Annotated in this window: 23 protein-coding genes; 9 read left to right on the top strand and 14 right to left on the bottom strand. The window is 68.4% G+C overall.

The features are described 5' to 3' along the window. Positions 1-56 precede the first annotated feature (56 nt). Positions 57-1,880: a S8 family serine peptidase gene (locus BLR21_RS31425; RefSeq protein WP_256335054.1), complete on the top strand. Its 1,824-nt coding sequence runs from the start codon at positions 57-59 to the stop codon at positions 1,878-1,880. Between the two features lie 3 nt (positions 1,881-1,883). On the opposite strand, the gene BLR21_RS31420 is transcribed toward BLR21_RS31425, so the two are convergent. Next, on the bottom strand, positions 1,884-2,504 hold the full coding sequence (locus BLR21_RS31420; RefSeq protein ID WP_090011707.1) for an L-threonylcarbamoyladenylate synthase: 621 nt from the start codon (positions 2,502-2,504) through the stop codon (positions 1,884-1,886). Between the two features lie 100 nt (positions 2,505-2,604). Here BLR21_RS31420 and BLR21_RS31415 point away from each other — a divergent pair, with 100 nt between their 5' ends. Together BLR21_RS31415 and BLR21_RS31410 are read left to right on the top strand one after the other, a co-directional pair. Continuing rightward, on the top strand, positions 2,605-4,251 hold the full coding sequence (locus BLR21_RS31415) for a glutamate--tRNA ligase (RefSeq protein ID WP_090011705.1): 1,647 nt from the start codon (positions 2,605-2,607) through the stop codon (positions 4,249-4,251). Positions 4,252-4,490: 239 nt separating this feature from the next. Then, positions 4,491-7,094 carry a glycoside hydrolase family 3 protein gene (locus BLR21_RS31410; RefSeq protein ID WP_090011703.1) on the top strand — a complete coding sequence of 868 codons (2,604 nt, stop codon included), beginning with the start codon at positions 4,491-4,493 and terminating at the stop codon, positions 7,092-7,094. A gap of 67 nt (positions 7,095-7,161) precedes the next feature. Here BLR21_RS31410 and BLR21_RS31405 read toward each other — a convergent pair whose 3' ends face one another. Genes BLR21_RS31405 through BLR21_RS31385 form a run of 5 tightly spaced genes read right to left on the bottom strand, consistent with a single transcriptional unit; the run spans position 7,162 to position 10,898 of the window. Continuing rightward, positions 7,162-7,761, bottom strand: a complete 600-nt coding sequence (locus BLR21_RS31405) for a YigZ family protein (RefSeq protein ID WP_090011700.1) — start codon at positions 7,759-7,761, stop codon at positions 7,162-7,164. Next, positions 7,758-8,825 carry an ATP-dependent DNA ligase gene (locus BLR21_RS31400; RefSeq protein WP_090011698.1) on the bottom strand — a complete coding sequence of 356 codons (1,068 nt, stop codon included), beginning with the start codon at positions 8,823-8,825 and terminating at the stop codon, positions 7,758-7,760. Before BLR21_RS31400 ends, BLR21_RS31405 begins: the two co-directional genes overlap by 4 nt. Positions 8,826-8,840: 15 nt before the next feature. Next, positions 8,841-9,944 carry an MAB_1171c family putative transporter gene (locus BLR21_RS31395; RefSeq protein ID WP_090011696.1) on the bottom strand — a complete coding sequence of 368 codons (1,104 nt, stop codon included), beginning with the start codon at positions 9,942-9,944 and terminating at the stop codon, positions 8,841-8,843. After that, positions 9,945-10,457: an ImmA/IrrE family metallo-endopeptidase gene (locus tag BLR21_RS31390; protein WP_090011694.1), complete on the bottom strand. Its 513-nt coding sequence runs from the start codon at positions 10,455-10,457 to the stop codon at positions 9,945-9,947. Between the two features lie 3 nt (positions 10,458-10,460). Further along, a complete protein-coding gene (locus tag BLR21_RS31385) occupies positions 10,461-10,898 on the bottom strand; it encodes a helix-turn-helix domain-containing protein (protein WP_090011774.1) in 438 nt (145 codons plus the stop codon). Positions 10,899-11,040: 142 nt separating this feature from the next. On the opposite strand from BLR21_RS31385, the gene BLR21_RS31380 reads away from it, so the two are divergent. Continuing rightward, the gene (locus tag BLR21_RS31380; protein WP_090011692.1) at positions 11,041-11,427 is read left to right on the top strand and encodes a hypothetical protein; all 387 of its coding nucleotides are present in this window, start codon (positions 11,041-11,043) and stop codon (positions 11,425-11,427) included. Positions 11,428-11,456: 29 nt separating this feature from the next. Here BLR21_RS31380 and BLR21_RS31375 read toward each other — a convergent pair whose 3' ends face one another. Further along, the gene (locus tag BLR21_RS31375; protein WP_143027943.1) at positions 11,457-12,296 is read right to left on the bottom strand and encodes a lytic polysaccharide monooxygenase auxiliary activity family 9 protein; all 840 of its coding nucleotides are present in this window, start codon (positions 12,294-12,296) and stop codon (positions 11,457-11,459) included. 68 nt (positions 12,297-12,364) lie between these two features. On the opposite strand from BLR21_RS31375, the gene ilvA reads away from it, so the two are divergent. Then, positions 12,365-13,600, top strand: a complete 1,236-nt coding sequence (ilvA, locus tag BLR21_RS31370; protein WP_090011687.1) for a threonine ammonia-lyase IlvA — start codon at positions 12,365-12,367, stop codon at positions 13,598-13,600. A 64-nt stretch (positions 13,601-13,664) separates the two neighbouring features. Here ilvA and BLR21_RS31365 read toward each other — a convergent pair whose 3' ends face one another. Together BLR21_RS31365 and BLR21_RS31360 are read right to left on the bottom strand one after the other, a co-directional pair. Further along, positions 13,665-14,306, bottom strand: coding sequence for a DUF4360 domain-containing protein (locus BLR21_RS31365; RefSeq protein ID WP_090011685.1), 642 nt, complete (start codon positions 14,304-14,306; stop codon positions 13,665-13,667). 60 nt (positions 14,307-14,366) lie between these two features. Next, on the bottom strand, positions 14,367-14,990 hold the full coding sequence (locus BLR21_RS31360; RefSeq protein WP_090011683.1) for a DUF4360 domain-containing protein: 624 nt from the start codon (positions 14,988-14,990) through the stop codon (positions 14,367-14,369). A 326-nt stretch (positions 14,991-15,316) separates the two neighbouring features. Between BLR21_RS31360 and BLR21_RS31355 the strand changes: the two genes are divergently transcribed. Continuing rightward, complete coding sequence (locus BLR21_RS31355; protein ID WP_030472806.1) at positions 15,317-15,562, top strand: mycoredoxin; 246 nt, start codon at positions 15,317-15,319, stop codon at positions 15,560-15,562. A 3-nt stretch (positions 15,563-15,565) separates the two neighbouring features. Here BLR21_RS31355 and BLR21_RS31350 read toward each other — a convergent pair whose 3' ends face one another. From BLR21_RS31350 to BLR21_RS31340, 3 genes are all read right to left on the bottom strand, one after another. Further along, positions 15,566-16,054, bottom strand: a complete 489-nt coding sequence (locus tag BLR21_RS31350) for a DinB family protein (protein ID WP_090011681.1) — start codon at positions 16,052-16,054, stop codon at positions 15,566-15,568. A gap of 53 nt (positions 16,055-16,107) precedes the next feature. Continuing rightward, positions 16,108-17,181, bottom strand: coding sequence for a glycoside hydrolase family 19 protein (locus tag BLR21_RS31345; protein WP_420843925.1), 1,074 nt, complete (start codon positions 17,179-17,181; stop codon positions 16,108-16,110). A gap of 181 nt (positions 17,182-17,362) precedes the next feature. After that, entirely contained in the window at positions 17,363-17,746 is a 384-nt protein-coding gene (locus BLR21_RS31340; protein WP_090011679.1) for a VOC family protein, read from the bottom strand. Between the two features lie 58 nt (positions 17,747-17,804). Between BLR21_RS31340 and BLR21_RS31335 the strand changes: the two genes are divergently transcribed. After that, on the top strand, positions 17,805-18,239 hold the full coding sequence (locus BLR21_RS31335; protein ID WP_143027942.1) for a hypothetical protein: 435 nt from the start codon (positions 17,805-17,807) through the stop codon (positions 18,237-18,239). A 172-nt stretch (positions 18,240-18,411) separates the two neighbouring features. After that, positions 18,412-21,615, top strand: coding sequence for a GH92 family glycosyl hydrolase (locus BLR21_RS31330; protein WP_256335057.1), 3,204 nt, complete (start codon positions 18,412-18,414; stop codon positions 21,613-21,615). Here the strand turns inward: BLR21_RS31330 and BLR21_RS31325 are convergent. Continuing rightward, positions 21,563-22,582 (bottom strand): acyltransferase family protein, encoded by a 1,020-nt coding sequence (locus BLR21_RS31325; RefSeq protein ID WP_176929882.1) that lies wholly within the window; start codon positions 22,580-22,582, stop codon positions 21,563-21,565. The genes BLR21_RS31330 and BLR21_RS31325 overlap by 53 nt on opposite strands. Before the next feature lie 115 nt (positions 22,583-22,697). Between BLR21_RS31325 and BLR21_RS31320 the strand changes: the two genes are divergently transcribed. Further along, positions 22,698-23,591, top strand: a complete 894-nt coding sequence (locus BLR21_RS31320) for a phosphotransferase family protein (RefSeq protein ID WP_090011672.1) — start codon at positions 22,698-22,700, stop codon at positions 23,589-23,591. Here BLR21_RS31320 and BLR21_RS31315 read toward each other — a convergent pair. Then, the gene (locus BLR21_RS31315; protein ID WP_090011670.1) at positions 23,586-24,494 is read right to left on the bottom strand and encodes an RluA family pseudouridine synthase; all 909 of its coding nucleotides are present in this window, start codon (positions 24,492-24,494) and stop codon (positions 23,586-23,588) included. The genes BLR21_RS31320 and BLR21_RS31315 overlap by 6 nt on opposite strands. Between the last annotated feature and the right edge of the window lie 20 nt (positions 24,495-24,514).

Genomic DNA, 24,514 nt, shown 5'->3' with positions numbered 1-24,514 from the left:
TCACGGGCGGTGACTCCCTCCGGTCGCCGCCAACCCTGCCGATGGAGGTTGTTTTCGTGCTGCGCACAATATTGAGCGTTGCCACGGTGTTCTCGCTGATCAGCGGCGTTCCTGCGGTCGCTGCCCCGGCTGAGGGCGCCTACCTGCTGCAGTTCCGCACCACCCTGTCCGACGGCCAGCGCCACCAGCTCAAGGGGCTCGGCGTGCGGCTCGGCGCGTTCGTCCAGGACGGCACCTACGTCGCCCGCATGACGAACACCGCGCGCGTCGCGCGGCTGAGCTACGTGCGGGAGGTGCAGCCGTTCCAGGCCCAGCCGCAGATCATGGCGCTGGGCGGCTCGTCCGACTACCTGATCACGCTGGTCGAGCAGAACGCGGCCGACCAGAGGACCGTCGCCGCCAGGGTGAAGTCCTTGGGCGGCAAGGTGAACGTCATCTCCGAGAGCCGTGAGCACATCATGGCCACCTTGGACGCCGGGCAAGCCGCGCAGCTCGCGAAGCTGCCCGCCGTGATCGCGATCGACCCGGTGTCCGCGCCGGAGACCGACATGGCGATCTCGCGCGAGTCGTCCGGTGCCAACCACATCGAGGCCGCGGGCGGCTACCGCGGCCAGGGCGTGCGCGGCGAGGTGATGGACGGCGGCCTGCGCACCACGCACCAGGAGTTCCGCGCCCGGCCGCCGGTGATGCACACCGCCAACTCGTCGAGCACCTCGCACGGCACCGCGACGTACGGGCAGATCTTCGCGTCCGGTGTCTCGCCCGCGCGGCGCGGCCTGCTGCCCGAGGCGCAGGGCATCTTCGCCGTCTACAACTCCGGTGACCGGTACGCGCACACCAGGCGGCTCGTCGACCCGGCGGGCCAGTACCGGGCCGTGTTCCAGAGCAACAGCTGGGGCAGCTCGCTCACCACGTCGTACAACTCCATCTCGCAGGCGCTGGACCGGATCGTGTTCGACCACGACATCCTGATCTGCCAGTCGCAGAGCAACGCGGGCACCAGAAGCTCGCGCCCGCAGGCGTGGTCGAAGAACGTGCTGTCGGTCGGCGGCCACTACCACTACAACACCGCCTCGCGCACCGACGACAGGTGGAACGGCGGAGCGTCGATCGGCCCCGCCGCCGACGGCCGCATCAAGCCGGAGCTGTCGAACTTCTACGACCGCATCGACACCACGACGTCCACCAGCGACACCGCGTACACGGCGTCGTTCGGCGGCACGTCCGGCGCCACGCCGATCACCTGCGGCAACGCCGGTCTGCTGTTCCAGATGTGGTCCGACGGCGTGTTCGACGGCGCCCCCGGCAAGAAGCGCGACGTGTTCGCGTCCCGCCCGCACGCCGCCACCGCGAAGGCGCTGCTCATCAACACCGCCAACCAGCACACGTTCTCCGGCACCACGCACGACCAGACCCGCACGCACCAGGGCTGGGGCACGGCGTCGGTCCGCAACCTCTACGACCGCGCCAAGGCGGGCGGCTGGAAGCTGCCGGTCCTGGTGAACGAGACCGATCTGCTGACGACCGGTCAGTCGCGCAAGTACACCGTGGCGTCCAACGGCCAGACGCCGCTGCGCGCGACGCTGGCCTACACCGACCCGGCCGGTTCGCCGACCGCGGCCAAGGCGACCGTCAACGACCTGACGCTGAAGGTCACCGCCCCCAACGGCACCGTCTACTGGGGCAACAACGGCCTGCTGGCCGGCAACTGGTCCACGGCGGGCGGCGTCGCGAACACCGTCGACACCGTGGAGAACGTCCTCGTCCAGACGCCCGCCGCGGGCAACTGGACGGTCGAGGTGATCGCGACCTCGGTCAACGTGGACGGTCACCGGGAGACGACCGCCACGGACGCCGACTACGCCCTGGTCGTGTCGTAGCAGCTATTCGAACCTGGCCGGGTCGCCCGCGCCGTAGCGGATGATCTCGGCCTCGCCGCTCGAGAAGTCCACCACCGTGGTGGGCGTGGTGCCGCACTCCCCGGAGTCGAGCACCGCGTCCACCGCGTGGTCGAGGCGTTCCTTGATCTCCCAGCCCTGCACGAGCGGCTCGGCCTCGTCGGGCAGCAGCAGGGTGCTGGTGAGCAGCGGCTCGCCCATCGCTTCGAGCAGCGCCTGCGTCACGACGTGGTCCGGGATGCGCGCGCCCACCGTCTTCTTCTTCGCGTGCATCATGCGGCGCGGCACCTCCTTCGTCGCGGGCAGGATGAACGTGTAGCTGCCCGGCGTGGAGGCCTTGACCGCGCGGAACACCGCGTTGTCGACGACGACGAACTGGCCGAGCTGGGCGAAGTTCTCGCACATCAGCGTGAAGTGGTGCTTGTCGTCGAGCTTGCGGATCTCCCGGATGCGGTCGATGCCGTCCTTGTTGCCCAGCCGGCAGCCGAGCGCGTAGCAGGAGTCGGTCGGGTACGCGATCAGGCCGTCCTCCTGCAGGATCCGCACCGCCTGGTCGATGGCGCGCTTCTGCGGGTTGACCGGGTGGACGTCGAGGTACTTGGCCATGGCCGGTCAGCTTAGGCGGATGATCCGGGGCCCGGCATTTCGGCTCGCGCACGTTGATAACCTGGGCGTACTTCTTTCCCTGGTTTGGAGACCCCTAGCGATGCTCGACCGTGCCGTCGTCGACGCCCTGTTCCCCCCGGACCTGCCCGAGCCGTCCCACTGGGAGGAGCAGTACCCGCCCCGCGGGCTGGGCGAAGGCGCGAAGGTCACCCGCCTGGGGCCGTCGCCGACCGGGTTCCTGCACATCGGCGGCCTGTACGTCGGCATGATCGACCGCGACCTGGCGTCCCACTCCGGTGGTTCGTACATCGTGCGCGTCGAGGACACCGACCAGGCGCGTGAGGTCCCCGGCGCCGTCGAGCAGTTCAACAAGGCGTTCAAGTACTTCGGCATCGAGCCCGACGAGGCCGACGCCGTGGGCTCGTACGGGCCGTACCACCAGTCGCAGCGCGAGCAGGTCTACCTGACGTACGTGCGTGAGCTGGTGCGCTCCGGTCACGCGTACCTGTGCTTCGCGACGAAGGAAGAGCTCGCGGACATCACCGCTCGTCAGCAGGCCACGAAGCTGCCGACCGGTTACTACGGCCGCTGGGCGATCTGGCGCGACAAGACCGCTGCCGAGGTCGCCGAGGCGTTGGAGGCCGGCCGCCCGTACGTCGTGCGCTTCCGTTCGCCGGGCAAGGCGGGGGAGCGGACGAAGTTCGTGGACGCCATCCGCGGCGAGCTCGAGCACGACGCCAACCGCAACGACGTGGTGATCCTCAAGGCGTCCGACCAGTCGCCGCGCCTGCCCACGTATCACTTCGCGCACGCCGTCGACGACCACCTGATGCGGGTGAACCTGGTGATCCGCGGCGAGGAGTGGATCTCGTCCGTCCCGACGCACCTGCAGCTGTTCGACGCCCTGGGCTTCGACCGCGTCGAGTACGCCCACATCGCGCCGCTGATGAAGCAGCAGGGCGGCTCCCGGCGCAAGCTCTCGAAGCGCAAGGATCCCGAGGCGTCCGTCGAGTTCTTCATCGAGGCGGGCTTCCCGGCCCCGGCCGTCCAGTACTACCTGCGCGGTCTGGTCAACGCCCGCCTGGCCGAGCTGCCGCTGGCCGAGGCCCTGGAGGCGCCCATCTCGCTCGCCGAGTGCGGCGTCGCGGGCCCCCTGGTCGACCTGGTGAAGCTCGACGACATCTGCGCCGACTACGTGGCCACGCTCTCCGGTGAGGAGATCATCTCCCTCGTGTCGGAGTGGGCCGAGACCTACGACCCCGAGCTGGTCACGGTGCTGGCCTCGGAGCGTGACGCGGCTCTGGCGGCTTTGCGCGTCGAGCGCGGCCCGGAGGTCGCGAACCCGCGCAAGGACCTCCGCAAGTGGGCGGACTTCCGCACCGCCTACGGCTTCTTCTTCCCGTCGCTGTTCCCGCTCGTGTCCGACCGCACCGACGAGCGCCTCGGCGGCCTGTCGCCCGAGCTGATCTCCGCGTTCGCCGCGGACTTCGCGGACGGCTACGCGGACCTGGAGGACGGCCAGGAGTGGTTCGGCCAGATCCGCGAGCTCGCCGCGAAGCACGGTTTCGCGCCGAACCCCAAGGAGCTCAAGAAGAACCCGGACGCGTACCCCGGCTCGATCCGTGAGGCAGCGCAGCTGATCCGCGTGGCGCTGACGGGGTCGAAGGCGAGCCCGGACCTGCACGCCGTCGCCCGGACGCTGGGTGCCGACGAGGTGCTGCGCCGGGTGCGCGCGCTCGCCGGCTGACGTACCTGCTCGAAGGCCCTCGGTTCCGGTCGGAGCCGAGGGCCTTTCGCTGTCCTGTTCGAACAGACAACCCCAAGAATCCACAGTGTCGCGCACGGTCGTCACCCGACCGGCCCACTGCCGCACGACTGCGCGAACCCATCGGTCCCGGATGGGAACTTCGTCCTGAAAGTTTCCGGAACAAAGTCGTGAGAGCGTTCCCATTGACGTGGACGTAACACGCCGTTGAGGATCGCGGCATGCATTGGAGAAGCACTCTCGCCGCAGTGCTGGGGCTGACGCTCGCCGCCGGCACGACATCGGCGGCGGTCGCGCAGGACGCGCAGCACTGGCCGCCGAAGCAGCCGGTCATCGGCCAGCCCAGGACTGAGCACGGCTGTGCCCGCATCGAGAGGTCCCTGCCCGAGCTCAAGGACTGGCCGAAGGTCGAGAGCCAGCTCAAGGGCCACCGCAAGGACGAGGCGCGCATCAAGGCGATCCTCAAGGACATGACGCTGGCCGAGAAGGTCGGCCAGATGACGCAGCCCGAGATCGCCGCGATCACGGCTGCGGACGTCACCACCTACGGGTTCGGCTCGGTCCTCAACGGTGGCGGTAGCTGGCCCGGCGCCAAGAAGAACGCGACGCCGCAGGAGTGGCTCGCGCTCGCCGACACCTACTTCGAGGCCTCGAAGCAGTCGCGCACCAAGATCCCCGTCATCTGGGGCATCGACGCGGTGCACGGCAACAACAACGTCTACGGCGCGACGGTCTTCCCGCACAACATCGGTCTCGGTGCGGCGCACGACCCGTGTCTTGTCCGCGACATCAACGAGGCCACGGCCGAGCAGATTCGTGCGACCGGCCAGGACTGGGCGTTCGCGCCCACGCTCGCGGTCGTGCAGGACGACCGGTGGGGCCGCACGTACGAGGGCTTCTCCGAGGACCCGCGGATCACGCGCGCCTACGGCTACGAGGCCGTCAAGGGCCTGCAGGACAACGCGAAGAAGCGCATCGGCGAGGACGGCGTCATCGCCACCGCCAAGCACTTCATCGGTGACGGCGGCACGACCGGCGGCAAGGACCAGGGCGTCAACGCCTCGTCCGAGAAGGACATGATCAACATTCACGGCCAGGGCTACTACGGTGCTCTCGCCGCGGGTGCCCAGACGGTGATGATCTCGTTCAACAGCTGGACGAACGACGTCATCACCGAGGGCAAGGTGCACGGCTCCAAGTACGTGCAGACCGGCATCCTCAAGGGGAAGATGGGCTTCGACGGCCTGCTCGTCGGCGACTGGAACGGCCACGGCCAGGTGCCGGGCTGCACGAACTCCAGCTGTGCGGCGGCGATCAACGCCGGCCTGGACATCCTCATGGTCCCGCACGACTGGAAGGCGCTCATCACCAACACGATCGCCCAGGTCGAGGCCGGTGAGATCCCGATGGCCCGCATCGACGACGCGGTGACCCGCATCCTGCGCGTCAAGCTGCGCGCCGGTGTCTTCGAGGCCGAGAAGCCCTCGCTGCGTGAGCACGCGGGTGAGGCGGAGGCGTTGCAGCACAAGGAACTCGCCCGCGAGGCCGTGCGCGAGTCCGCCGTGCTGCTGAAGAACGACAGGCGCGTGCTGCCGTTGTCCAAGCGCAGCAAGGTTCTCGTGGTCGGCAAGAGCGCCGACAACATCGGCAACCAGACCGGTGGCTGGACGCTGTCCTGGCAGGGCACCGGCAACACCAACGCCGACTTCCCCAACGCCACCAGCATCCTCAAGGGCATCCAGGACACCCTGGGCGCCGCGAACGTCACGTTCGCCGAGACCGCGGACGGCGTCGACCCGGCGCAGTTCGACGCCGTCATCGCCGTGATCGGGGAGACCCCGTACGCGGAGGGCGTGGGCGACCTCGGCAAGCGCTCGTTCGAGGCCGCTCGCCTGCACCCGCAGGACCTCGCCGTGCTGGACAAGGTCTCCGGCAAGGGCAAGCCGGTCATCACCGTCTACGTCGGTGGCCGCGTGCTGTACATGAACAAGGAGATCAACCGCTCCGACGCGTTCGTGGCCGCCTGGCTGCCGGGCTCCGAGGGCGGTGGCATCGCCGACCTGCTGATCAGGGGCCGACACAACGGGTTCAGCGGCAAGCTGTCCTACTCGTGGCCCGGCGAGGCCTGCCCGGCGCTGCCCGGTGAGCCCGCCAAGAAGCCGCTGTTCAAGCTCGGCTACGGCCTGCGCGACTGGGAGACCGGCCGCGTCGGCAAGCTCGACGAGACCAGCCCCGGCGCCCTGTGCTCCGGTGGTGGCGGTGGCACCGCGACCGAGGACCTGGAGATCTTCAACCGCACGGACATCGCGCCGTACCAGTCGATGATCGGTTCGGCGGAGAACTGGGGCGGCACCGTGATCGGCCCCGACGGCCAGGCCTCGCACGCCGAGCTCAACGTCGTGCAGTCCGACGTCAACGTCCAGCAGGACGCGCTCAAGACGACGTGGACCGGCACCGGTCCCGGCCAGGTGTACCTGCAGAGCCCGGCGGTCAGCGACCTCCGCGGCTACGGCAATGCCAACGCGGCCATCCAGTTCGACGTGATCGTGCATCAGGCCCCGGCCAACCGCACGGTCATCAGCTCGCACTGCCAGTACCCGTGCATGGCAGAAATCGATGCCACGCAGGCGTTCCGCAACCTCCCGATCGGACAGAAGTCGACCGTCAAGATCCCGGTCTCCTGCTTCTCCGACAAGGGACTGGACCTGGAGACCGTCAACACGCCGTTCCTCGTCTACACCGACGGCGCGTTCCAGGCCTCGTTCGCGAACATCCGGTGGGTGCCCAAGGCGGGCGCTGATCCGGACGCCCTTCCCTGCACGTAACTGTCCTGCACGTAACGGGTGACGCGGCGCGCTTCAGGCTGTCCAGCAGCCTGAAGCGCGCCGCCGGCTAGCTGTCGAGGTCCACCGGCTCGCCCCTGATCGCGGTCACGGCACCGCCGGTCTGTGCGGCGAGCCAGACCTCGAACGCCTCCGGGTCCTTCGTGAGCACGGTGAAGGTGACGTCACGACCGTATTCGGTGTCCGCGACGTGGTACCCGGCCGCGCGCAGCGCATTCTCCAGCTTTCCGGCCTGATCGTGGTCCACGGCCAGAAGCACGCTCTCGTGCCGTTCACGGGTGAGGGTGCCGAGCGCGTCGATGGCCTCCGACACGGCCCGTCCGTACGCCCGGACCAGGCCACCGGCGCCGAGCTTGATGCCGCCGTAGTAGCGGGTGACGACCACGGCCGTGTCGACGAGATCCCGGCGCGTCAGCACCTCCAGCATCGGCACACCGGCCGTACCAGCGGGTTCGCCGTCGTCGGACGAGCGCTGGGTGTCGCGAGTCCGGAACGCGGTGCAGTTGTGCGTGGCCTGCCAGTGCTCCTTGCGGATCCGCGCGAAGAACTCGGACGCCTCGGCGTCGGAGGTGACGCGGGCGACGTGGCACAGGAACCGCGACCGCTGGATCTCGATCTCGTGCGTGCCGTCCCGCTTGATCACCTTCACGGCTCGATTGTGCGCCTGCGCTGTTCGGCCTCACCGAACAGGGCGTCCAGCTCGGCGGGCGGTACTTCCTCGAGTTGCTCGTACGTGCACTCCAGAGGCGTCTTGTCCGCGCGGAACCGCACCAGACGAGCTGTGTGCCGGAACCGTCCACCCTGCACGTGCTCGTACCGCACCTCGGCCACGCGTGTCGGTTCGAGCAGCACGACCTGAAGCTGCTTCTCCGGGTTCCACCGGCTGTTCATGCCAGGACCCTCGTACGTCGCCCACGCACTCCACGGATGGTCGGCCGGGTTCAGCAACGGCTTCAGTTCCTCGACCAGTTCGCGCCGCCGGGCCGCCGTGAAGCTGCTGGCCACGCCGACGTTGTGCAGTTCGCCGTCCTGGTAGAGCCCGAGCACCAGCGACCCGACCGTCTCGCCGTCCTTGTGCCACCGGTAGCCCGCGACCACGCAGTCGGCCGTGCGTTCGTGCTTGACCTTGAACATCACGCGCTTGTCCGGCTCGTAGACGCCGTCCAGGGCTTTGACCATCACGCCGTCGAAGCCCGCGCCCTCGAACCGCGTGAACCAGTCCTGCGCCACGTCGGGGTCCGCTGTGGACGGTGTCAGGTAGACGCCGGGGACCTCGGTGACGACCTCCTCCAGCATCTTCCTGCGCTCGGCCAGCGAGAGCCCGGTGACGTCCGAGTCACCGCAGGCCAGCAGGTCGAACGCGACGAAGCTCGCCGGCGTCTCGACCGAGAGCTTGCGGACTCGCGACGCCGCCGGGTGCAGCCGCAACTGGAGCGTGTCGAAGCTCAGCCCGTCGGGAGTGACCAGGATGATCTCGCCGTCCACCACGCACCGCGGCGGCAGGGCTTGCCGAAGCAGCTCGACGACCTCGGGGAAGTACCGGGTCAGCGGCTTGTCGTTGCGCGAACCCAGCTCCACCTCGTCGCCGTCGCGGAACACGATGCAGCGGAAGCCGTCCCACTTGGGCTCGTAGGCGAGCCCGTCCCCGCGTGGCAGCGAAGGGACGGACTTCGCGAGCATCGGCTTCACCGGCGGCATCACGGGCAGGTCCACATGGGGACCATAAGCTCAGCGGAGAGCCACCGCGAGCTTTTCGAGTTCGCGCACGTCGGCGTCGATGCCGTCGTCCTCGGGGATCGCGAGCGCGATCGGCCGCCGCATCGTCACGGCCCCCGCCCTGCGCGTCTCGAGTCCCGCCCGCAGCCGTTCGGACAACGGCAGCTCGCCGGGGGTCTCCGCGACGTACGGGCTGATCCGCACCAGCCCGTCCCGGCACTCGATCACGCGCCGGTAGTAGCGCCGGTGCACGCCTCTGAGCGAGAACCGCCTCGAAGGCACTCGGTGCAGGGCGTCCTCCGGGAACGACTGGTGCAGCAACGTCCACAGTGGAGCGAGCCGGTGGTACGCGCGCAGGTGCCGCAGCCACAACCTCGTCGCCGCGAACCGCATCGCGGCGATCGGGTAGATCACGCCGACGACGCACAGGAGCACGCCCGGCAGCAGGAACCACACGGCGGTGGTCAGCAGCCAGCGGGGGAGCGGCTCGCCGAAGTAGCGCGAGACGTTGGAGGACACGAAGATCGCGTCGGCGGGCACCAGCAGCGCGAGCCCGGTCGAGGTGATCAGCAGGCCGTGGCGCAACCGGGGCTCGGCGCCGCGGGCGTACCGGCGGGCCCACACGAACATCGTCGCGAAGCCGTAGAGCAGATAACCGTTGGCCAGCGCGTAGAACACCGTGATCGCGAGGACGCCGGTCGGGCCGCCGCCCAGCGAGTTCGGCACGCGCGCCGCCGCCACCCGCAGGTCGTCCGGGATCGCGAGCACCGCCCACGTCATGGCGCTGACGCACAGCACGAGCGGCGCGAGCTGGAGCAGCGCCTGCCGCCGCGCACCGGCGTCGTCGAGCGCGGAGAAGATGAAGAAGCAGATCAGGCCGTACACGCCGATCTGCAGCATCGAGTGCTGGATCAGCTGGCAGACCATCGGGTCGAGACCGAGGAACCACCGGCCGGCGGCCGCCGCGCGTCCGAACGGGTACCCGATCGCCCAGCCCGCCACCAGGACGGTGACGCTGCGCAGACGCGGGTCGGCAGGCCTGCGCGCCAGCAGGTAGAGCACCACGGCCAGCGCCGAGAACGCGACGATGCCCTGCGTTTCCTTGAGGTACTCCACCTACAACCACCCCAGGCGGTCCGCGAGCGACGCCGACATGCGGCGCGCCGGGCCCTCCGACGCCCGCGGCGCCACCTTGTCCAGCACCGACGCCCACTCCAGGATGATCGTCGCGACCGTCTCGGCCTCGCGCTCGTGGTCGGAGTCGTAGGAGGTGCGCCGCAACGCCCGCCGCACGGCGTCCGGTTCGAGGTCGGGGTAGAGGCCCGCGAGCAGGTCGTCGTCCTGCTCGTCGCTCGTGTGACCGGCCAGCAGGTGGCCGAGCTCGTGCAGGATGATGTGGTTCTGGTGCGCCTTCGACGTCTCCTGCTGGTACAGGATGTAGTCGGCCTTGGAGGTGGCGATCCACACCCCGTACGGGCCGGGCACCGGGATCGGGTGCGCGATCAGCCGGATCGGCTTGCCGCGCTGGTCACCGACACGGCGGCAGAGCTCCTCGACGTCGAGCGGCGGCTGGATGTCCAGCTCGTTCAGCAGGCGGCGGCACCGCTTGCGCAAATCTCGTTCGGCCACGAGTCATCCTTCGCCGCGCTCGGCCTGTTCCTGTCGGTAGACCACGTCGAGCAGCTCCATGACCAGGCGGCGGCGGTCCGGAGACAGTTCCCCCGCGCGCATCGCCATGAGCTGCGCGTCGCTGCCCGAAGCGATCTCGTTGAGCCTGCTCTGCTCGTCCTGCAACGACTTGAGCTGCTCGTCGACCCGGTCGGTGACCTCGTCGTCGAAGAAGTAGCTCACGGGCACACCGAAGAAGCCTGCCAGTGCCTGCAGATGCTTGAACGTCGGGTTGTCCTTCTTGGCCTTGCGCAGCTGCCAGATGTAGCTCTGGGAGATGGTCACGCCGGTGCCGGCGATGGCCGCCGCGACCTGCTCGTTGCTGTACTCCTGGCCTGACCTGGCGGTATGCCGGGCGAAGAGGTGGTTGAGCTTGTCAGCCAGGGACCGTTCCCCCGCCATTGCCGCCTCCCCGTCGCGCGCAGTGAACGTCTCCACCCATGGAAAGGGCTATCTGGGTGAGTGGATTTTCACCAGTTGAAAGCCCTCCATTGGCCAACATAGACTCCGACGGTGCCTGTCTCAACTTCGGAGGATCTGGGAGATGGCGCTTGCTGAACGACAGGGGTCGTTCCACCGCTCGGTGATCGACGTCGTCTACAAGACCATGGACCAGCTCGCCCGGACCGACGCCCCTCACGAGGTCTTCGAACTGCGCGAGCAGCTTCGCGACGCCCTGCCCTGGTGGCGGGGGCTGCTGCGGATGCACGAGCCGAACGAGCGGAATCGGTGCAAGTCGTGCCGCGCCTGGTACGGGCGGCACCGCGCGTGGCCGTGCCCGGTGTGGCGGGACGCGGTGCAGGCCCTGCACCAGCTCAACGACATGTACGGGTTCCTCGGGGCGGCGCCCCCGGCCGAACCGAGGCCGGGGAAACGGGTGGTCGTGAGTGGTTCCGGCCGCCGCGACGACCAGAACCACTCACGGTCCTAGCCGATCTTGGAGCTCAGCGCCGCGGGAGTTCACAGAATTCTTTTGCGCCACAACAGGAACCCGCCGAGCACGGCGAGACCGCCCAGTGCGGCCACCACCGCCGACATGCCGAACCTCGTTGCGCTGGAAGGAGGTTGTTCGGCACTCGACGCGAGGGGAACGGGCCGTGGGACGCTCGACGTCTGCGCGGACGGCTTGACGGACGGCGCCGGGGAACTGGTCCGGGCGGGCGGCGCCGCCTTCACCGGTGGTGCGGCGGCGGGTGCGGGCTGGGCCGCGGGCTTCGCGATCTCCACGTCCGTGCACGAGTAATAGGTGTCGGGCGTGTCCGTGTTCTGCCAGACCGTGTAGATCAGGTGGCGTCCGGCGCGGTTCTTCGGCAGCTGCACCTTGAACTCGTAGGAGCCGTTGACGAGCGGGGGAGAGGGCACGTTCAGGAACTGGTCGAGGTCCGCCCACCGCAGGGGCTGGTTCGGCGTGTAGCCGTCGCGCGTCACGTAGAACCGGAACGAGCCCTGGTGCGGGATCGTGGCCCGGTACGTGAAGTCCGTGCTCTTCAGCTTCGTCGCCGGCCAGTCTGCGGACGGCAGGTCCAGCCCGCCGTATCTCGCGAGCCCGGCGCTGCACAGCCTGCCGTCCGGAACTCGCTGCGCGTCCTGGCCGCGCACGTTCGGGAGCCGGATGTTGTCCCACTCCCTGGACGGCAGCCCCGCCGCGATGGCGCTGCGGCAGGGCGGGGATGATGCTGTGGGTTGACCTGGCGAACACAGGAAAGCCCTGCTCGCGGGGTCGGTCGGCGCGCCATGGGCGTGCGCGGGAACCACAGAGAGCATCATGAGCAGCGACAGCACGCCCAAAAGGCGAAACACAGGTACCTCCCCTGTCCTTCTAGGGGTACGCGTGCCAGACCCAAGTCGTTCACGGAAGATGTATTGACATGTCCTTCGCTGATGAGGTGTCCGCGGCCGCAGCCCGGCTCGGCGGTGTCGCACGCACGACGCCGCTGGAGGTCAACCAGCGGTTGTCCGAGAAGACCGGCGCGCGCGTGTGGTTCAAACGCGAGGACCTGCAGGTAGGCCGCTCGTACAAGCTGCGCGGCGCGTTCAACCTGCTGTGCCAGACCGAGTTCGCGTTCGGTGGCGCGGTCTGCGCGTCGGCCGGCAACCACGGCCAGGGCATGGCCTACGCCTGCCGCCGCCTGGGCATCGAGGGCCGCGTGCACGTCCCGCGGACCACCCCGCGCCAGAAGCGCGAACGCATCCACGCCCTCGGCCAGGGCATGGTGCAGCTGGTCGTGGACGGCGACACCTACGACGACGCGGCCGCGCTCGCCAAGGAGTACGCGCAGCACACGGGCGCGACCCTGGTCCCGGCCTTCGACGACCCCCGCACGGTCGCGGGCCAGGGCACCGTCGGCCTGGAGATCGTCCAACAGCTCGGCGGCGCCCCCGACGTGGTCGTGGTGCCCATCGGCGGCGGCGGCCTGCTCTCCGGCGTCGGCACGTGGTTCAAGGAACGCTTCCCGCGCACCCGCATCATCGGCGTCGAGCCCGCCGGTGCCGCGAGCATGATCGCCGCCATCCAGGCGGGCGGCCCGGTGACGCTGCCCGAGGTCGACTCGTTCGTCGACGGCGCCGCGGTCCGCCGTGCCGGCGACGTGACGTTCCCGATGGTGCGCGACAGCGGCGCGGAACTGCTCACCGTGTCCGAGGGCGCGGTCTGCACGGAGATGCTGGAGCTGTACCAGATCGACGGCATCATCGCCGAGCCCGCGGGCGCCCTGGCCTCGGCCGCCCTGCTGGAGGAGATCTCCGTCGCGCCGGACTCGACGGTCGTGTGCCTGCTGTCGGGCGGCAACAACGACGTGTCGCGCTACGCCGAGATCGTCGAGCGTTCGATGATCCACCGCGGCCTGAAGCACTGGTTCCTGGTCGAGTTCCCGCAGGAGCCCGGTGCGCTGCGGCGGTTCCTCGACGACGTGCTGGGCAGGGACGACGACATCGTGCAGTTCGAGTACATGAAGCGGGACAACCGGGAGACCGGGGCCGCGCTGGTGTGCATCGAGCTGGGGCGGCGCGAGGACTACGACCTGCTGTGGGGGCGGATGAAGGAGTCCCCGCTCAAGATCCAGCACGTGGAGCCGGGGTCGACGGCGTACCGCTTCCTGATCTGATCAGGCGTGCCGGGCACCCCGTTCGCGGAATGCCCGGCACTGGTTGTATGGCCTGATGTGACGGTTACGGCTTTGGCGGACAGACCTTCCAGGCAAAGTGGTAGGTCGTCTCGATGGACCCGTCGGTCGAGTCCATCGTGATGAAGCTGGTGAGCGTCTTGTCGGACGTGCCCGCCATGACCCGCAGCTCCGTGTTGATGTTGAAGTTCCGCTTCTCGCCGCACGGGTGGTAGACGATGGCGGCCACGTCGGTCGTGTCCGTCGCCTGCCAGTCGTCGCTGAACGGGCCCTTGTAGTTGTGCTGCTTGTACGCGGTCTGCGACATGCCCTGGAAGTAGTAGTTGGCCTTCTCCAGGGCCGTGGCGCCGCGTTCGAGGTGCGCGAAGCCGCGGTAGTCGGTGGACGCGATGCCGTAGGTGAAGCCGGACGGCACGTTGACGCGCAGGTTCAGCTGACAGTTCTTGCGGAAGTCGGTGGGCAGGGCCTGGGGCCCGACCTGCGCCATGAACTCGCTGTAGGTGACGGTGAACGCCTTGTTGTCCGGGCTGACGGCGACGGCGGCCGTTCCCGCCCGGCAGCCAGAGCCGTTGATGGTCACGACGTCGATGGTGATGTGGTCCGGCGGCGGGGTGTCGCCGGGGGCGCCGCCGGGCGGAATGATGATCGTCGACATCGCGAACGCGGCCGCGGCCAGTGTGTTGAGCATGGGGCACCTTTCCGTCTGGAGTTCAACAAAACGAACGGGCGGCGGCAGTCGGTGCCTGCGTCAGCAGCGCTTCCAGGAGAACTGGTACTTCGTGCTCACACTGCTGTCCGTGGAATCCATCGTCATGAAGCTGTTCGCCTTCGACGCGGTTCCCGCGTGCACGCGCAGTTCGGTGTTGATGTTCAGGTGCCGGACTTCCCCGCACGGGGCGTAGATGATTTCGGCGACCGTCGCGCGGTCGGTGGCCTGCCAGTTGTCGCTCTTCGGGCCGGCGAACGTGTGGGTGCGGCTCGTACCCTGCGACATGCCCTGGAAGTAGTAGCTCCCCTTCTCCATGCCCGTGGCGCCCTGCTGCAGGTTGGCGAATCCGCGGTAGTCCGCCTGGGCGATGCCGAACGTGAACCCCTGCGGGTAGCTCACTCTGATGTTGAGCTGGCAGTTCTTGCGGAAGTCCGTGGGGCCTGAGCCCTGTCCGGCCTGGGCGAGGTACTGGCTGTATGTCACCGTGAACGCCGTGCGGTCGTCCCCGGCGGCGACGGCCGCGGTGCCGGCGGGACAGCCGGAACCGTTCACGGTGACGACGTCGATCGTCACGAAATCAGGAACGTCGGATGCTGCGTTCGCGGCCGGCGCGGTCATGACCGCGGACAGCGCGAGGGCGGCAGCCGCCACCGTTTTCAGCATGGCAAACCTTTCTGAACATGACTGCGGTAGCGGCGGCGGAATTCAGACGATATCGGAAACCCTGTGTGGTGACGGGCCGCCGAATGGGTGACTACATTCGGCGGGAGCGAATTTACGAATGCACGACCAATTGCACGGGCGAAATCTTCGGCCGTGCGCGAACTATGCTCACCCACGGTGTGCCGAATTGACCTGACGATTGTCTGACGATCGCCGCCGGCTGCTCCGGACGAGTGAGGGGCGCCTCTCCCCGGCCCGGGAAGAAGCGCCCCTCGCCCGGCGTTGATACTGACGACTTCGTCCGAACCCGATGAGGAGTGCGCCTGATGGCTCCCGACCAGCTGACCGTCTACTCGACCTCGTGGTGCGGCTACTGCCGGATCCTGAAGAGCTCGCTCGACCGCGAAGGCATCGAGTACGTCGAGATCAACATCGAGGAGACGCCGGGCGCGGCCGACTTCGTGATGAGCGTGAACGGCGGCAACCGCACGGTGCCCACCGTCCACTTCCCGAACGGCTCCGCGCTCACCAACCCGTCGCTGGCCCAGGTAAAGGAACAGCTGGCGGCTTAGCGGCTACTCGTAAAGGGACGCCGTGGTCGACTGACCGTCGAGCGTCTCGCGGAGGATGTCCGCGTGGCCCGCGTGCTGCGCGGTCTCCCGGATCAGGTGCAGCACGATCCGCCGGATCGACATGGGCTGCGGGTCCTGGTCCCAGGGCGCGGAAGGCAGCGGCACGAGCTTGTCGAGCGAGGCGGTGCGTACGGCCTCATCGGTCGCGCGCACCGCCTCGTCGTACGACGAGAGCAGTTCCCCGAAGTCGTTGCCCGTCCAGGTGTACTGGTCGAAGTCCAGCATGCCCGGTGGGGGCAGGGGCTGCTCGGTCAGGATGTGGGTCCAGCCGCGCTCACACCAGGTGAGGTGCTTGAGCAACCCACCCAGCGTGAGCTTGCTGACCGTCGTGCGCTTCACCGCTTCGGCGGCGGTGAGACCCCGCATGGTGACGCGGAACGTCCTGCGCTGGTCGTTCAGTTCGTGCAGCAGATCGTTGAGTTCCATGGTCATGCAGTGAAGCTATGACCGAACTAGGACCGCTCGAGTCCTAGTGAGGCGAACCACTAGCAGTAGAGGTTCGCACCCGTCGGCACGCCGAGGATCCCGGCGAACTCCTGGTACTTCGAGACGCGGCTCTGGACCTGCGCCGGATTGCGGCCGTCGCATTCCAGCGAACCGTTGATGCTGCGGATCGAGTGGCCGAAACCGGAGCCGTTGGTCATGGCCGCGTGTCCGGTCATCGAGCCGGGGCCGGACTGCGTGTTCCAGTACCAGAGGCCCGTCTTCCACGCGATCGGAGCCTGCCTCGCGACCTCGTCCGGGAATCGCAGCAGGTCCATGCCGATGTAGTCGCCGGCCGCCTTGTAGTTGAAGTTCCACGACAGCTGGATCGGGCCGCGGCCGAAGTACCTGTTGCCGGCGGGACAGCCGTACGGCCGGGTCTCGTCGCAGTAGTCGCCGCTCTGGTCGATCTCCTCCTTGTACACGAGGCCACCGGTCTCGTGCGAGACGTTCGCGAGGAACGCCGCCGCTTCCTGCCTCGACACCGTGTCGCCGCCGGTCTTCGCGAAGGCGGGGAACGCGCTCATGGCCTCTAGAAGACCGCTGTAGGTGTAGAAGCTGTCGCGGCGCGGGAACATCTGGTTGAACTGGGCTTCGCTGACGACGAAGCTGCCGCCACCACCACCACCACCGCCATCACAGCTGTGCGGTTCCCAGAACCAGGTCGAGATCGTCGGGTCGTAACCGGGGTTGTCGTGCTCGGCGATGTAGTAGGAGCCGTTGTACCGCACGATGTTGCCGGTCACGTACGCGCGGCCCGCCACCCAGTCCGTGGCGCTGGCGCAGGTGCCGCCGCCGCCACCTCCGCCACCTCCGTCACAGCTCGTCGGCTCCCAGTACCAGGTGGAGACCGTCGGGCTGTAGCCCGGGTTGTCGTGCTCCGCGATGTAGTAGCTGTTCTCGAACTTCACGATCGAGCCGGTCGTGTACCACTGGCCCTGCACCCAGTTCGTGAAGGTGCAGGCCTGTGCGGACACTTCCGCCTGTGAGGACGCGGTCGGTGCGATGACGGCCATGGTCGCCGCCATCACGCCCGCCGCGATAGACGCCAAGATGCGTTTTCTCAGCAAGGTCACCCACTCCTGGAGTCTTTGCGCCCGGAGGAATCACGAATGTGAACAACGCTGAGATTGGCACCAGTGGTCCAGACCAGTCAAGGGTCTAGACCTTTTTCCTGGTAGTGGAGCACTGCGCGCCTACGTTGTGTTACCGCTCTCACGGTGGCAGGCAGGTACTCCGAGCACAAGAGATGGTTCGTCAGGCGCCGGACCCGTACGGGCGGGTGATGATCTCCAGCGCGTGGCCGTCCGGATCGTTCCAGTAGACGCCGCGGCCGCCGTCGTTGCGGTTGATCTGCTGCGGCTGGGAGTGGAACGGATCGGCCCAGTAGTCGAGGCCGCGTTCCTGGATGCGGCCGAAGATCTGGTCGAACTCCTCCTCGGTCACCAGGAACGCGTAGTGCTGCTCGGTGATCGGGCCCTGCGCGGTCAGGTAGTCGAGCGAGACGCCGTTCGCGACCTCGACCACGAGGAACGGGCCGTAGCGCACCGGATCGGGCAGGCCGAGCAGTTCGGTGAGGAAGCGGGCGGAGTGGTTCTGGTCGCTGACGTGGACGATGGTGTGGTTGAGCTGTACGGGCATGTTTCCTGCTTACTCGCGTGTCAGCGAGTTGTCAGCGCGCACGACCATGATCACCCGCATGAAGAGGGTAATCATCGGCATCGCGTTCGTGCTGCTCGGTTTCGTGTTCCCCGGCGTGGCCAACGCCGAGACGCCGCCCGGTTGCGCGAGTGCCGCGCAGATCGGGTCGACCGGGTACGTCAAGTGGCGTGGCAACAACATCGCGTCCGTGAAGCAGTTCGCCGGGTGCGGCTCGAACTACTCCTACGTCTACGTCTGGGAGAGCTTCCGCGCCACCGGTCGTTACTGGGGCACGCAGACCGCGATCGCCGTCTACGGCAGCGCCGGCGACAGCACGCCGGACTCCTACAAGGGCGGGAACAGCAGCCAGTTCGCCCCCGTCGAGCTGTGGGGCAAGCCGGCCGCCACCCTGTCCAAGTGCACCGCCGCCTACGGCATGATCAGTGTCCAGCAGGACGACAACTTCACCGCGTTCTCCAGCAAGCGCTGCTGAACGACCAGGTCGCTCGGCCGGTTCTGCATGGAGTTCGCGTGCAACGCCATGCAGAACCGGCCGAGTACGGCACCGGGCAGGTTGACAAAACGCGACAGGAATCAGCAACACTGCGGCCAAAGCGCACATCGCCGCCTCCGATGGGTGTCGGGGCGGCGATGATCGAGCAATACTGCCTTCCATGCGGACACTGGTTGTAGCCGGGCTGTTACTGGGTCTAGCAGTCCCCGCGCACGCGGCACAGGTCGACGAGGACCCTTCGTCGTTGGTGAACCCCTTCGTGGGTACGCAGAACTTCGGCAACACCTTCCCCGGCGCCTCGGTGCCGTTCGGAATGGTGCAGGTCAGCCCTGACACGGGAGGTCAGGGCGGATACGACTACAAGGCCACCTCCATCTACGGCTTCTCGCAGACACACCTGTCGGGCGTGGGCTGCGGCGTCATGGGCGAGCTGCCGGTGATGCCGACGGTCGGGTCCGTTGACAACGTTGACATCAACGCCTACAAGTCGGACTTCAGCCATTCGGACGAAGCCGCGCAGCCCGGCTACTACCGCGTCGGGCTGCCGCGCTACGGAGTGAACGCCGAGCTCACGGCCACGCAGCGGACCGGCTGGCAGCGCTACACGTTCCCGTCCTCCGGCGCGGCGAACGTCCTGTTCAACACCGGACGGTCGAACCAGACGGTGCTGGACTCGGAGATCCACGTCGTCGGTGACAGAACCATCGAGGGCCGGGTGCGCAACGGCCGGTTCTGCGCGGGCAAGGACGAGCACACCGTGTACTTCACGGCCACGTTCGACCGTCCGTTCGCCTCCTTCGGCGCGTGGCGCGGGAGCGTTCCCACGCCCGGCGTCCGGGACGCCGCCGGCACTGGCGGGAACGGTGCCTGGGTCACGTTCGACGCGACTGCCGACCGTGACGTCGTGCTGAAGCTCGGCCTGTCCTACACCGGCATCGAGGGCGCGCGGAAGAACCTCGCGGCGGAGGCTCCCTCGCACGACTTCGACGCCACGGTGGCGGCCGCCAAGGAGGTGTGGAGGAAGCAGCTGGACGCCGTGCGGGTGTCCGGCGGGCCACGGGACCGGCAGGTCGCGTTCTACACCGCGCTCTACCACTCGGTGCTGCACCCGAACCTCGCCGGTGACGTCGACGGCAGGTACATGGGCTTCGACGGGAAGGTGCGCACGGCCTCGGGTTACACGCCGTACCAGAACTTCTCGTTGTGGGACACGTACCGGCCGCAGAACCAGTTGCTGCAGATCCTGGAACCGAAGGTCGCCCGTGACGTCGCACTGTCCGTCGTGGCCAGTGGGCGGGACGGCGGATGGTTGCCCCGCTGGGCGTTGGCGTCGTCCGAGACCAACATCATGACCGGCGACCCGGTGACGCCGTTCCTCGTCGAGGCCTGGTCGAAGGGCCTGCTGAAGGGGTACGAGGAGGAGACGTACAAGCTGCTGCGCGCCAACGCCACGTCGTTGCCTCCGGCGGAGTCGCCCTACAACGGACGCTCCGGTGTCACCTACTACTCCGAACGCGGCTACCTCCCGTCCGGCCTGGAGCTGGGCAAGGACTGCGCGCACAAGGGCGGCGACAACGACTGCGTGCACCCGGCGTCCGCGACGCTGGAGTACTCGGCGGCCGACGCGTCACTTGCGTTGATGGCCAAGGGTCTCGGCAAGAGGGCCGACGCGCGCATGTTCGCCGATCGGGGCCAGTGGTACCGCAACCTGTGGGACTCGTCGATCGGTCAGTTCCGGCCGCGCACCGCCGCCGGCACGTGGCTGACGCCGTATAACCCGGTCGACGCGTCGCACCAGTTCCACGAGGGCGGCGCGTACCAGTACCAGTGGCTGGTGCCGCAGGATCCCGCCGGGCTCGTGTCGCTGATGGGCGGCCGCCGCGAGACGGAGAAGCGGCTCGACTCGTTCTTCGCCTACGACAAGCTGCTGGTCGACCCGGCCGGCACCGCGCGGCACGACTGGATCACCGAGCCGTACGACTACTACGGCAAGCCGACCTACAACCCGAACAACGAACCCGACCTGCTCGCGCCCTACATGTACCTGTGGTCGGGCACGCCGTCGAAGACCGCGACGGTCGTGCGGGCGGCGATGACGTTGTTCACGACCGGTCCGGACGGCATGACCGGCAACGACGACCTCGGCACGATGTCGGCCTGGTACGTCTTCTCGTCGCTGGGCATCTACCCGACGTTCAACGGCGCGGACTTCCTCGCTCTGTCCTCGCCGCAGTTCGAGTCCGCGACCGTCCGAATCGGACAGTACGGCTCGCAGGGCGGGACCCTGACCGTCTCGGCGCGAGGGGTGTCCGACACCAACCGGTACGTCCGGAGCGTGTCGTTCGGCGGCCGTGACGTCCGCAAGACCTGGCTGTCCTGGACCTCGTTGCAGCGCGGCGGGAAGCTGACCCACGAGGTCTCGGCGAAGCCCTCGTCGTGGGGCACCGGGCGCGGGGACCAGCCGCCGTCGCTGAACGACGGCAACGAGGACTCGCGTCGGGCGTTGTCGGCGTCGTTGCGCAACTCCGAGATCGTGGTGCCGACGTCGGATTCGGCGCAGTCGCTCACGTTGCAGCTCGACGTGCTGGCGCAGTCGCCGGGCGCGACGTCGGTGCGGCCCGTCGTGACCGCTCCGGCAGGCTGGAAGGTGAGCGGTGCCAAGCCGTTCGTGATCGTGTCGCGGCACCTGCCGGTGCAGAAGACGGTGCCGTTGGCGCTGTCGGTGCCCGCCGGTGTGGCCGCGGGCTCATACGAGGTCTCGGTGCAGGTCGAGTCGGTGACGGTGAAGGCCGTCGTCGAGGTCAAACCGGCGGCCCTGTGCGCGTTCTCGTCGTGTTCGGTGGACGTGACACCGGAGCTGAACCACGACGGCACGGCCACGGTCGCCGACTCCGCCTCGGGCAACTTCGACGGCGGCGGCTGGAGCTACGACGCGGCACTGCTGCCGCCGGCCGGGCCCGTGACATGGGGCGGCATCACCTACCAGGCGCCTGACCCCACCGGCACGGCGCCGAACTTCGTGGAGGCACGCGGGCAGGGCCTCCTGCTGCCCACCGGCCAGTTCTCGTGGCTGCACGTCGTGGGGGCGTCGCACAACGGACCGGTGTCCGCCGCCTTCACCGTCTGGTACACCGACGGCACCTCGGCCGAGGTCGCGGCGTCGGTGCCGGACTGGGCGGGCGGTGGCCCGGCGGTGCTGGAGATGCCGCACCGGATCAAGGCGGGCCAGGGCGTCGACGGACCACCGGTCCGGTTGTTCGGTCAGTCGCTGCGGCTCGACGCCGCGAAGACGGTCCGTTCGGTCACGCTGCCCGATGATCCGCGGGTGGAGCTGTACGCGTTGACGCTCGCCTGATCCGAGCCGGTCGGGGTGTCCCGCGGACGAACCGTTCCGCGGGCACCTCGACCAGCCGGTACAGCAGCCACGCCCCGAGCATCGACACCACGAACATGCCGAGCGCCGAGAGCAGCGGGTACGCGTGCACGTCGAGGAGCTTCTCGCTCACCCGGATGACGATCTGGTGGACCATGTAGAACGCGAACGACACGGTGCCCAGCCACACCATCCACTTCGAGCGCCACGGCGACCACCTGCCGGTGAGGTCGGCGACCGCGGCGGCCGGGATCAGCAGCGCCAGCGGGATGACGGTGCCCGCGACGTACGGGAACGACGCCGGCAGGTACCACGAGCCGACGTACGCGACCACGAACAGCGCACTCGCGGGCCAGAGTCCTACTCCGATCCATTTCCTTTGCTGGACCACTCGGGCCATTGCCATTCCCAATATGAACTCCAGCGCGCGCACCGGCGGGAAGACGAAGACGAACCAGTATTCGATCGCGCCTGGCATTGACAGTGCGACGACCGGAACCGTCAGAATCGCGATCACCGCTGTGCCCGCGATGACCCATGGCCGCCTCATCCGCCACTTGATCAGAAGTGGGAATGCGAGGTAGAACGCCAATTCGCACGACAATGACCAGGCGGGTGTGTTCAGGCCGAAGTAGACGCTTTCGCCGGGGAACCAGGCCTGCGTGAGCGACAGGTTCGCCAGGGCGGCCGCCGGGGTCACCGCGGCGCCCGCGACCAGCACGATGACCCAGGTCGCGAGGTGGTTGGGGAAGATCTTCGCTGCCCGGCGCCGCCAGACGGTGACCGGTCCGGTGTCCGGTTTCGCGGACCAGGTGAGCACGAACCCGGACAGGATGAAGAAGAAGCTGACGCCGGTGGCGCCCTGCCGGAACGGCACGTCCGGATACGGCCAGAGACCGGCCGCGTCGAGGTGGAATCCGAACACGACGAACGCGGCGACGAATCGCAAGCCGGTCAGCGACGGTAATCGCTCCAGTCCCGTTCCCTGGTTCTGCACGATCGTGGACTCGCGCGCGTAAACGCCATTGTTACAGAATTCTCCGCGGCTGTGGAATAGTTGACCTGTGGAACGTCTTCAGAGCGGTGACCGGTCTCGGGTGTGGGCGGACGGCGACCGGATCATCAAGCAGGTGGTCGGCGATCAGGTGGCGTTCGACCGTGAGGTCACCGCGCTGAGGCTGGCCGAGCACACCGGCGTCGTGCCGCGCGTCCTCGACGTCGACCACGAGAAACGGACCATGGTGCTCGAACGGCTGCGCTCCGACCCGTTCGAGGAGGACTGGGTGGTCGACTACGCCTGCGGCCTCGCCCGTCTGCACATGGCCACCGGGCCGCAGCACGCCGGACTGCTGCCGCGTCAGCAGGTGCCGGACCCTGTTCCGTTCCTGCGGTTCGTGCGCGCGATGGAGGTGGAGATCGGCGGCGCGGAGGACGAACTCGCGTTCGCGGACACCGGGAAGTTCGACCTGGTGCACGGCGATCCGTGTCCCGGCAACGACATGTACTCGCCGCGGGGCGCGCGGTTCGTCGACTTCGAAGGCGCGGCGCTCGGTGACGGGCTGACCGAGGTCGTCTACCTCCGCATGGGATTCCCCACCTGTGCCACGGTTTCCGAGACGCCCCGCGAACTGCGCGAGGCGGCGGAACAGGCCTACTTCGAGGAACGCGGCTTCACCGCCGGGCTCGAGGACGCGTGCGTGCGGTGGTTCGTGAACGGCGACGCGCTGGTGCAGCGCGCCGAGCGGGACGGCACCGACCACCTCGCCAGGGTCGTCGACGAGGACTGGTTCTGGTACAGCACGACGGCGCGCGGCCGGCTGATGTTCCGGGCGCGCGTGGTGGCGGCGTTCACCGAGACCCACCCGGAGATGAGCGCGCTGGCGCGGCGGCTGCTCGACCGGATGAACCAGGTGTGGGAGCCGCAGCCGATCGCGACCCGGCGCACGCACGTCTCATGACCAGGCGGACAGCTTCAACCCCGAGGTGAACGACCGGTCGATGCCCGACACCGGGTCCACGAAGGACAGCGTGTGGGCGAGCAGCTGCAGCGGCGAGGAGAAGTCGTCGAGCGGACGGTCCCGCAGCACCGGGTAGAAGTCGTCGTTCACGATCGGCACGCCGAGCCCGGACATGTGCAGGCGCAGCTGGTGGGTGCGGCCGGTCAACGGCTTGAGGTGGTAGCGGCCCAGCGCCCCGCGACGCTCCACAAGAGACACCTGCGTCTCCGCGTTGGGCTCGCCGTCGACCTCGAACGCGGTGATGATGCCCCGTTCCTTGATGATCCGGGAACGCACCACGCGCGGGAGTTCCAGCGCCGGGTCGTACGGCGCGATCGCCTCGTACTCCTTGCGCACCAACCGGTCGCGGAACATCGTCTGGTACTTGCCGCGCAGCTCGCGGCGCACCACGAACAGCACCAGCCCGGCCGTGACGCGGTCCAGCCGGTGCGCGGGCGAGAGGTCCGGCAGGCCCAGCGACTCGCGGAGTTTCACGAGCGCGGTCTGCATGATGTGCGCGCCGCGCGGGATCGTCGCGAGGAAGTGCGGCTTGTCGGCGACCACGATGTCGTCGTCCTGGTGGACCACGCCGACCTCGAACGGCACCGGCACCTCCACCGGCAGGTCGCGGTGGAACCAGATGTAGGAGTCCGGCACGAACGGCGTGTCGACGCCCAGCGGGCCGGCGACACCCCAGATCCGTTCCTCGGCCAGCATCTCGTCGATGCGCTCGGCGGCCACCCGCGGCAGGCGTTCCACGAGGTGCTCGCGCAACGACGGCCAGGCGCCCTCGGAGGGCAGCTTCAGCCGGGCCGCGTCCAGGCCGTTGCGCTGGGGGAGAGGGGAGGAGGGTTTGCGTCTCATCGCACCGGCCAGTCTAAATG

The sequence above is a fragment of the Lentzea albidocapillata subsp. violacea genome (assembly GCF_900100275.1).
Classification (GTDB): domain Bacteria; phylum Actinomycetota; class Actinomycetes; order Mycobacteriales; family Pseudonocardiaceae; genus Lentzea; species Lentzea violacea.
The sequence above is the reverse complement of the archived record's forward strand: the minus strand, read 5'-3'. Positions and strand labels throughout refer to the sequence as shown.

Excerpts from the sequence above, each read along its gene's own strand:
- BLR21_RS31365 (WP_090011685.1), bottom strand. The coding sequence starts at position 14,306 with ATGCTCAACACACTGGCCGCGGCCGCGTTCGCGATGTCGACGATCATC.
- BLR21_RS31315 (WP_090011670.1), bottom strand. The coding sequence starts at position 24,494 with ATGAGACGCAAACCCTCCTCCCCTCTCCCCCAGCGCAACGGCCTGGAC.
- BLR21_RS31410 (WP_090011703.1), top strand. The coding sequence starts at position 4,491 with ATGCATTGGAGAAGCACTCTCGCCGCAGTGCTGGGGCTGACGCTCGCC.
- BLR21_RS31385 (WP_090011774.1), bottom strand. The coding sequence starts at position 10,898 with ATGGCGGGGGAACGGTCCCTGGCTGACAAGCTCAACCACCTCTTCGCC.
- BLR21_RS31380 (WP_090011692.1), top strand. The coding sequence starts at position 11,041 with ATGGCGCTTGCTGAACGACAGGGGTCGTTCCACCGCTCGGTGATCGAC.
- BLR21_RS31340 (WP_090011679.1), bottom strand. The coding sequence starts at position 17,746 with ATGCCCGTACAGCTCAACCACACCATCGTCCACGTCAGCGACCAGAAC.
- ilvA (WP_090011687.1), top strand. The coding sequence starts at position 12,365 with ATGTCCTTCGCTGATGAGGTGTCCGCGGCCGCAGCCCGGCTCGGCGGT.
- BLR21_RS31355 (WP_030472806.1), top strand. The coding sequence starts at position 15,317 with ATGGCTCCCGACCAGCTGACCGTCTACTCGACCTCGTGGTGCGGCTAC.
- BLR21_RS31350 (WP_090011681.1), bottom strand. The coding sequence starts at position 16,054 with ATGACCATGGAACTCAACGATCTGCTGCACGAACTGAACGACCAGCGC.
- BLR21_RS31415 (WP_090011705.1), top strand. The coding sequence starts at position 2,605 with ATGCTCGACCGTGCCGTCGTCGACGCCCTGTTCCCCCCGGACCTGCCC.
- BLR21_RS31360 (WP_090011683.1), bottom strand. The coding sequence starts at position 14,990 with ATGCTGAAAACGGTGGCGGCTGCCGCCCTCGCGCTGTCCGCGGTCATG.
- BLR21_RS31420 (WP_090011707.1), bottom strand. The coding sequence starts at position 2,504 with ATGGCCAAGTACCTCGACGTCCACCCGGTCAACCCGCAGAAGCGCGCC.
- BLR21_RS31335 (WP_143027942.1), top strand. The coding sequence starts at position 17,805 with ATGAAGAGGGTAATCATCGGCATCGCGTTCGTGCTGCTCGGTTTCGTG.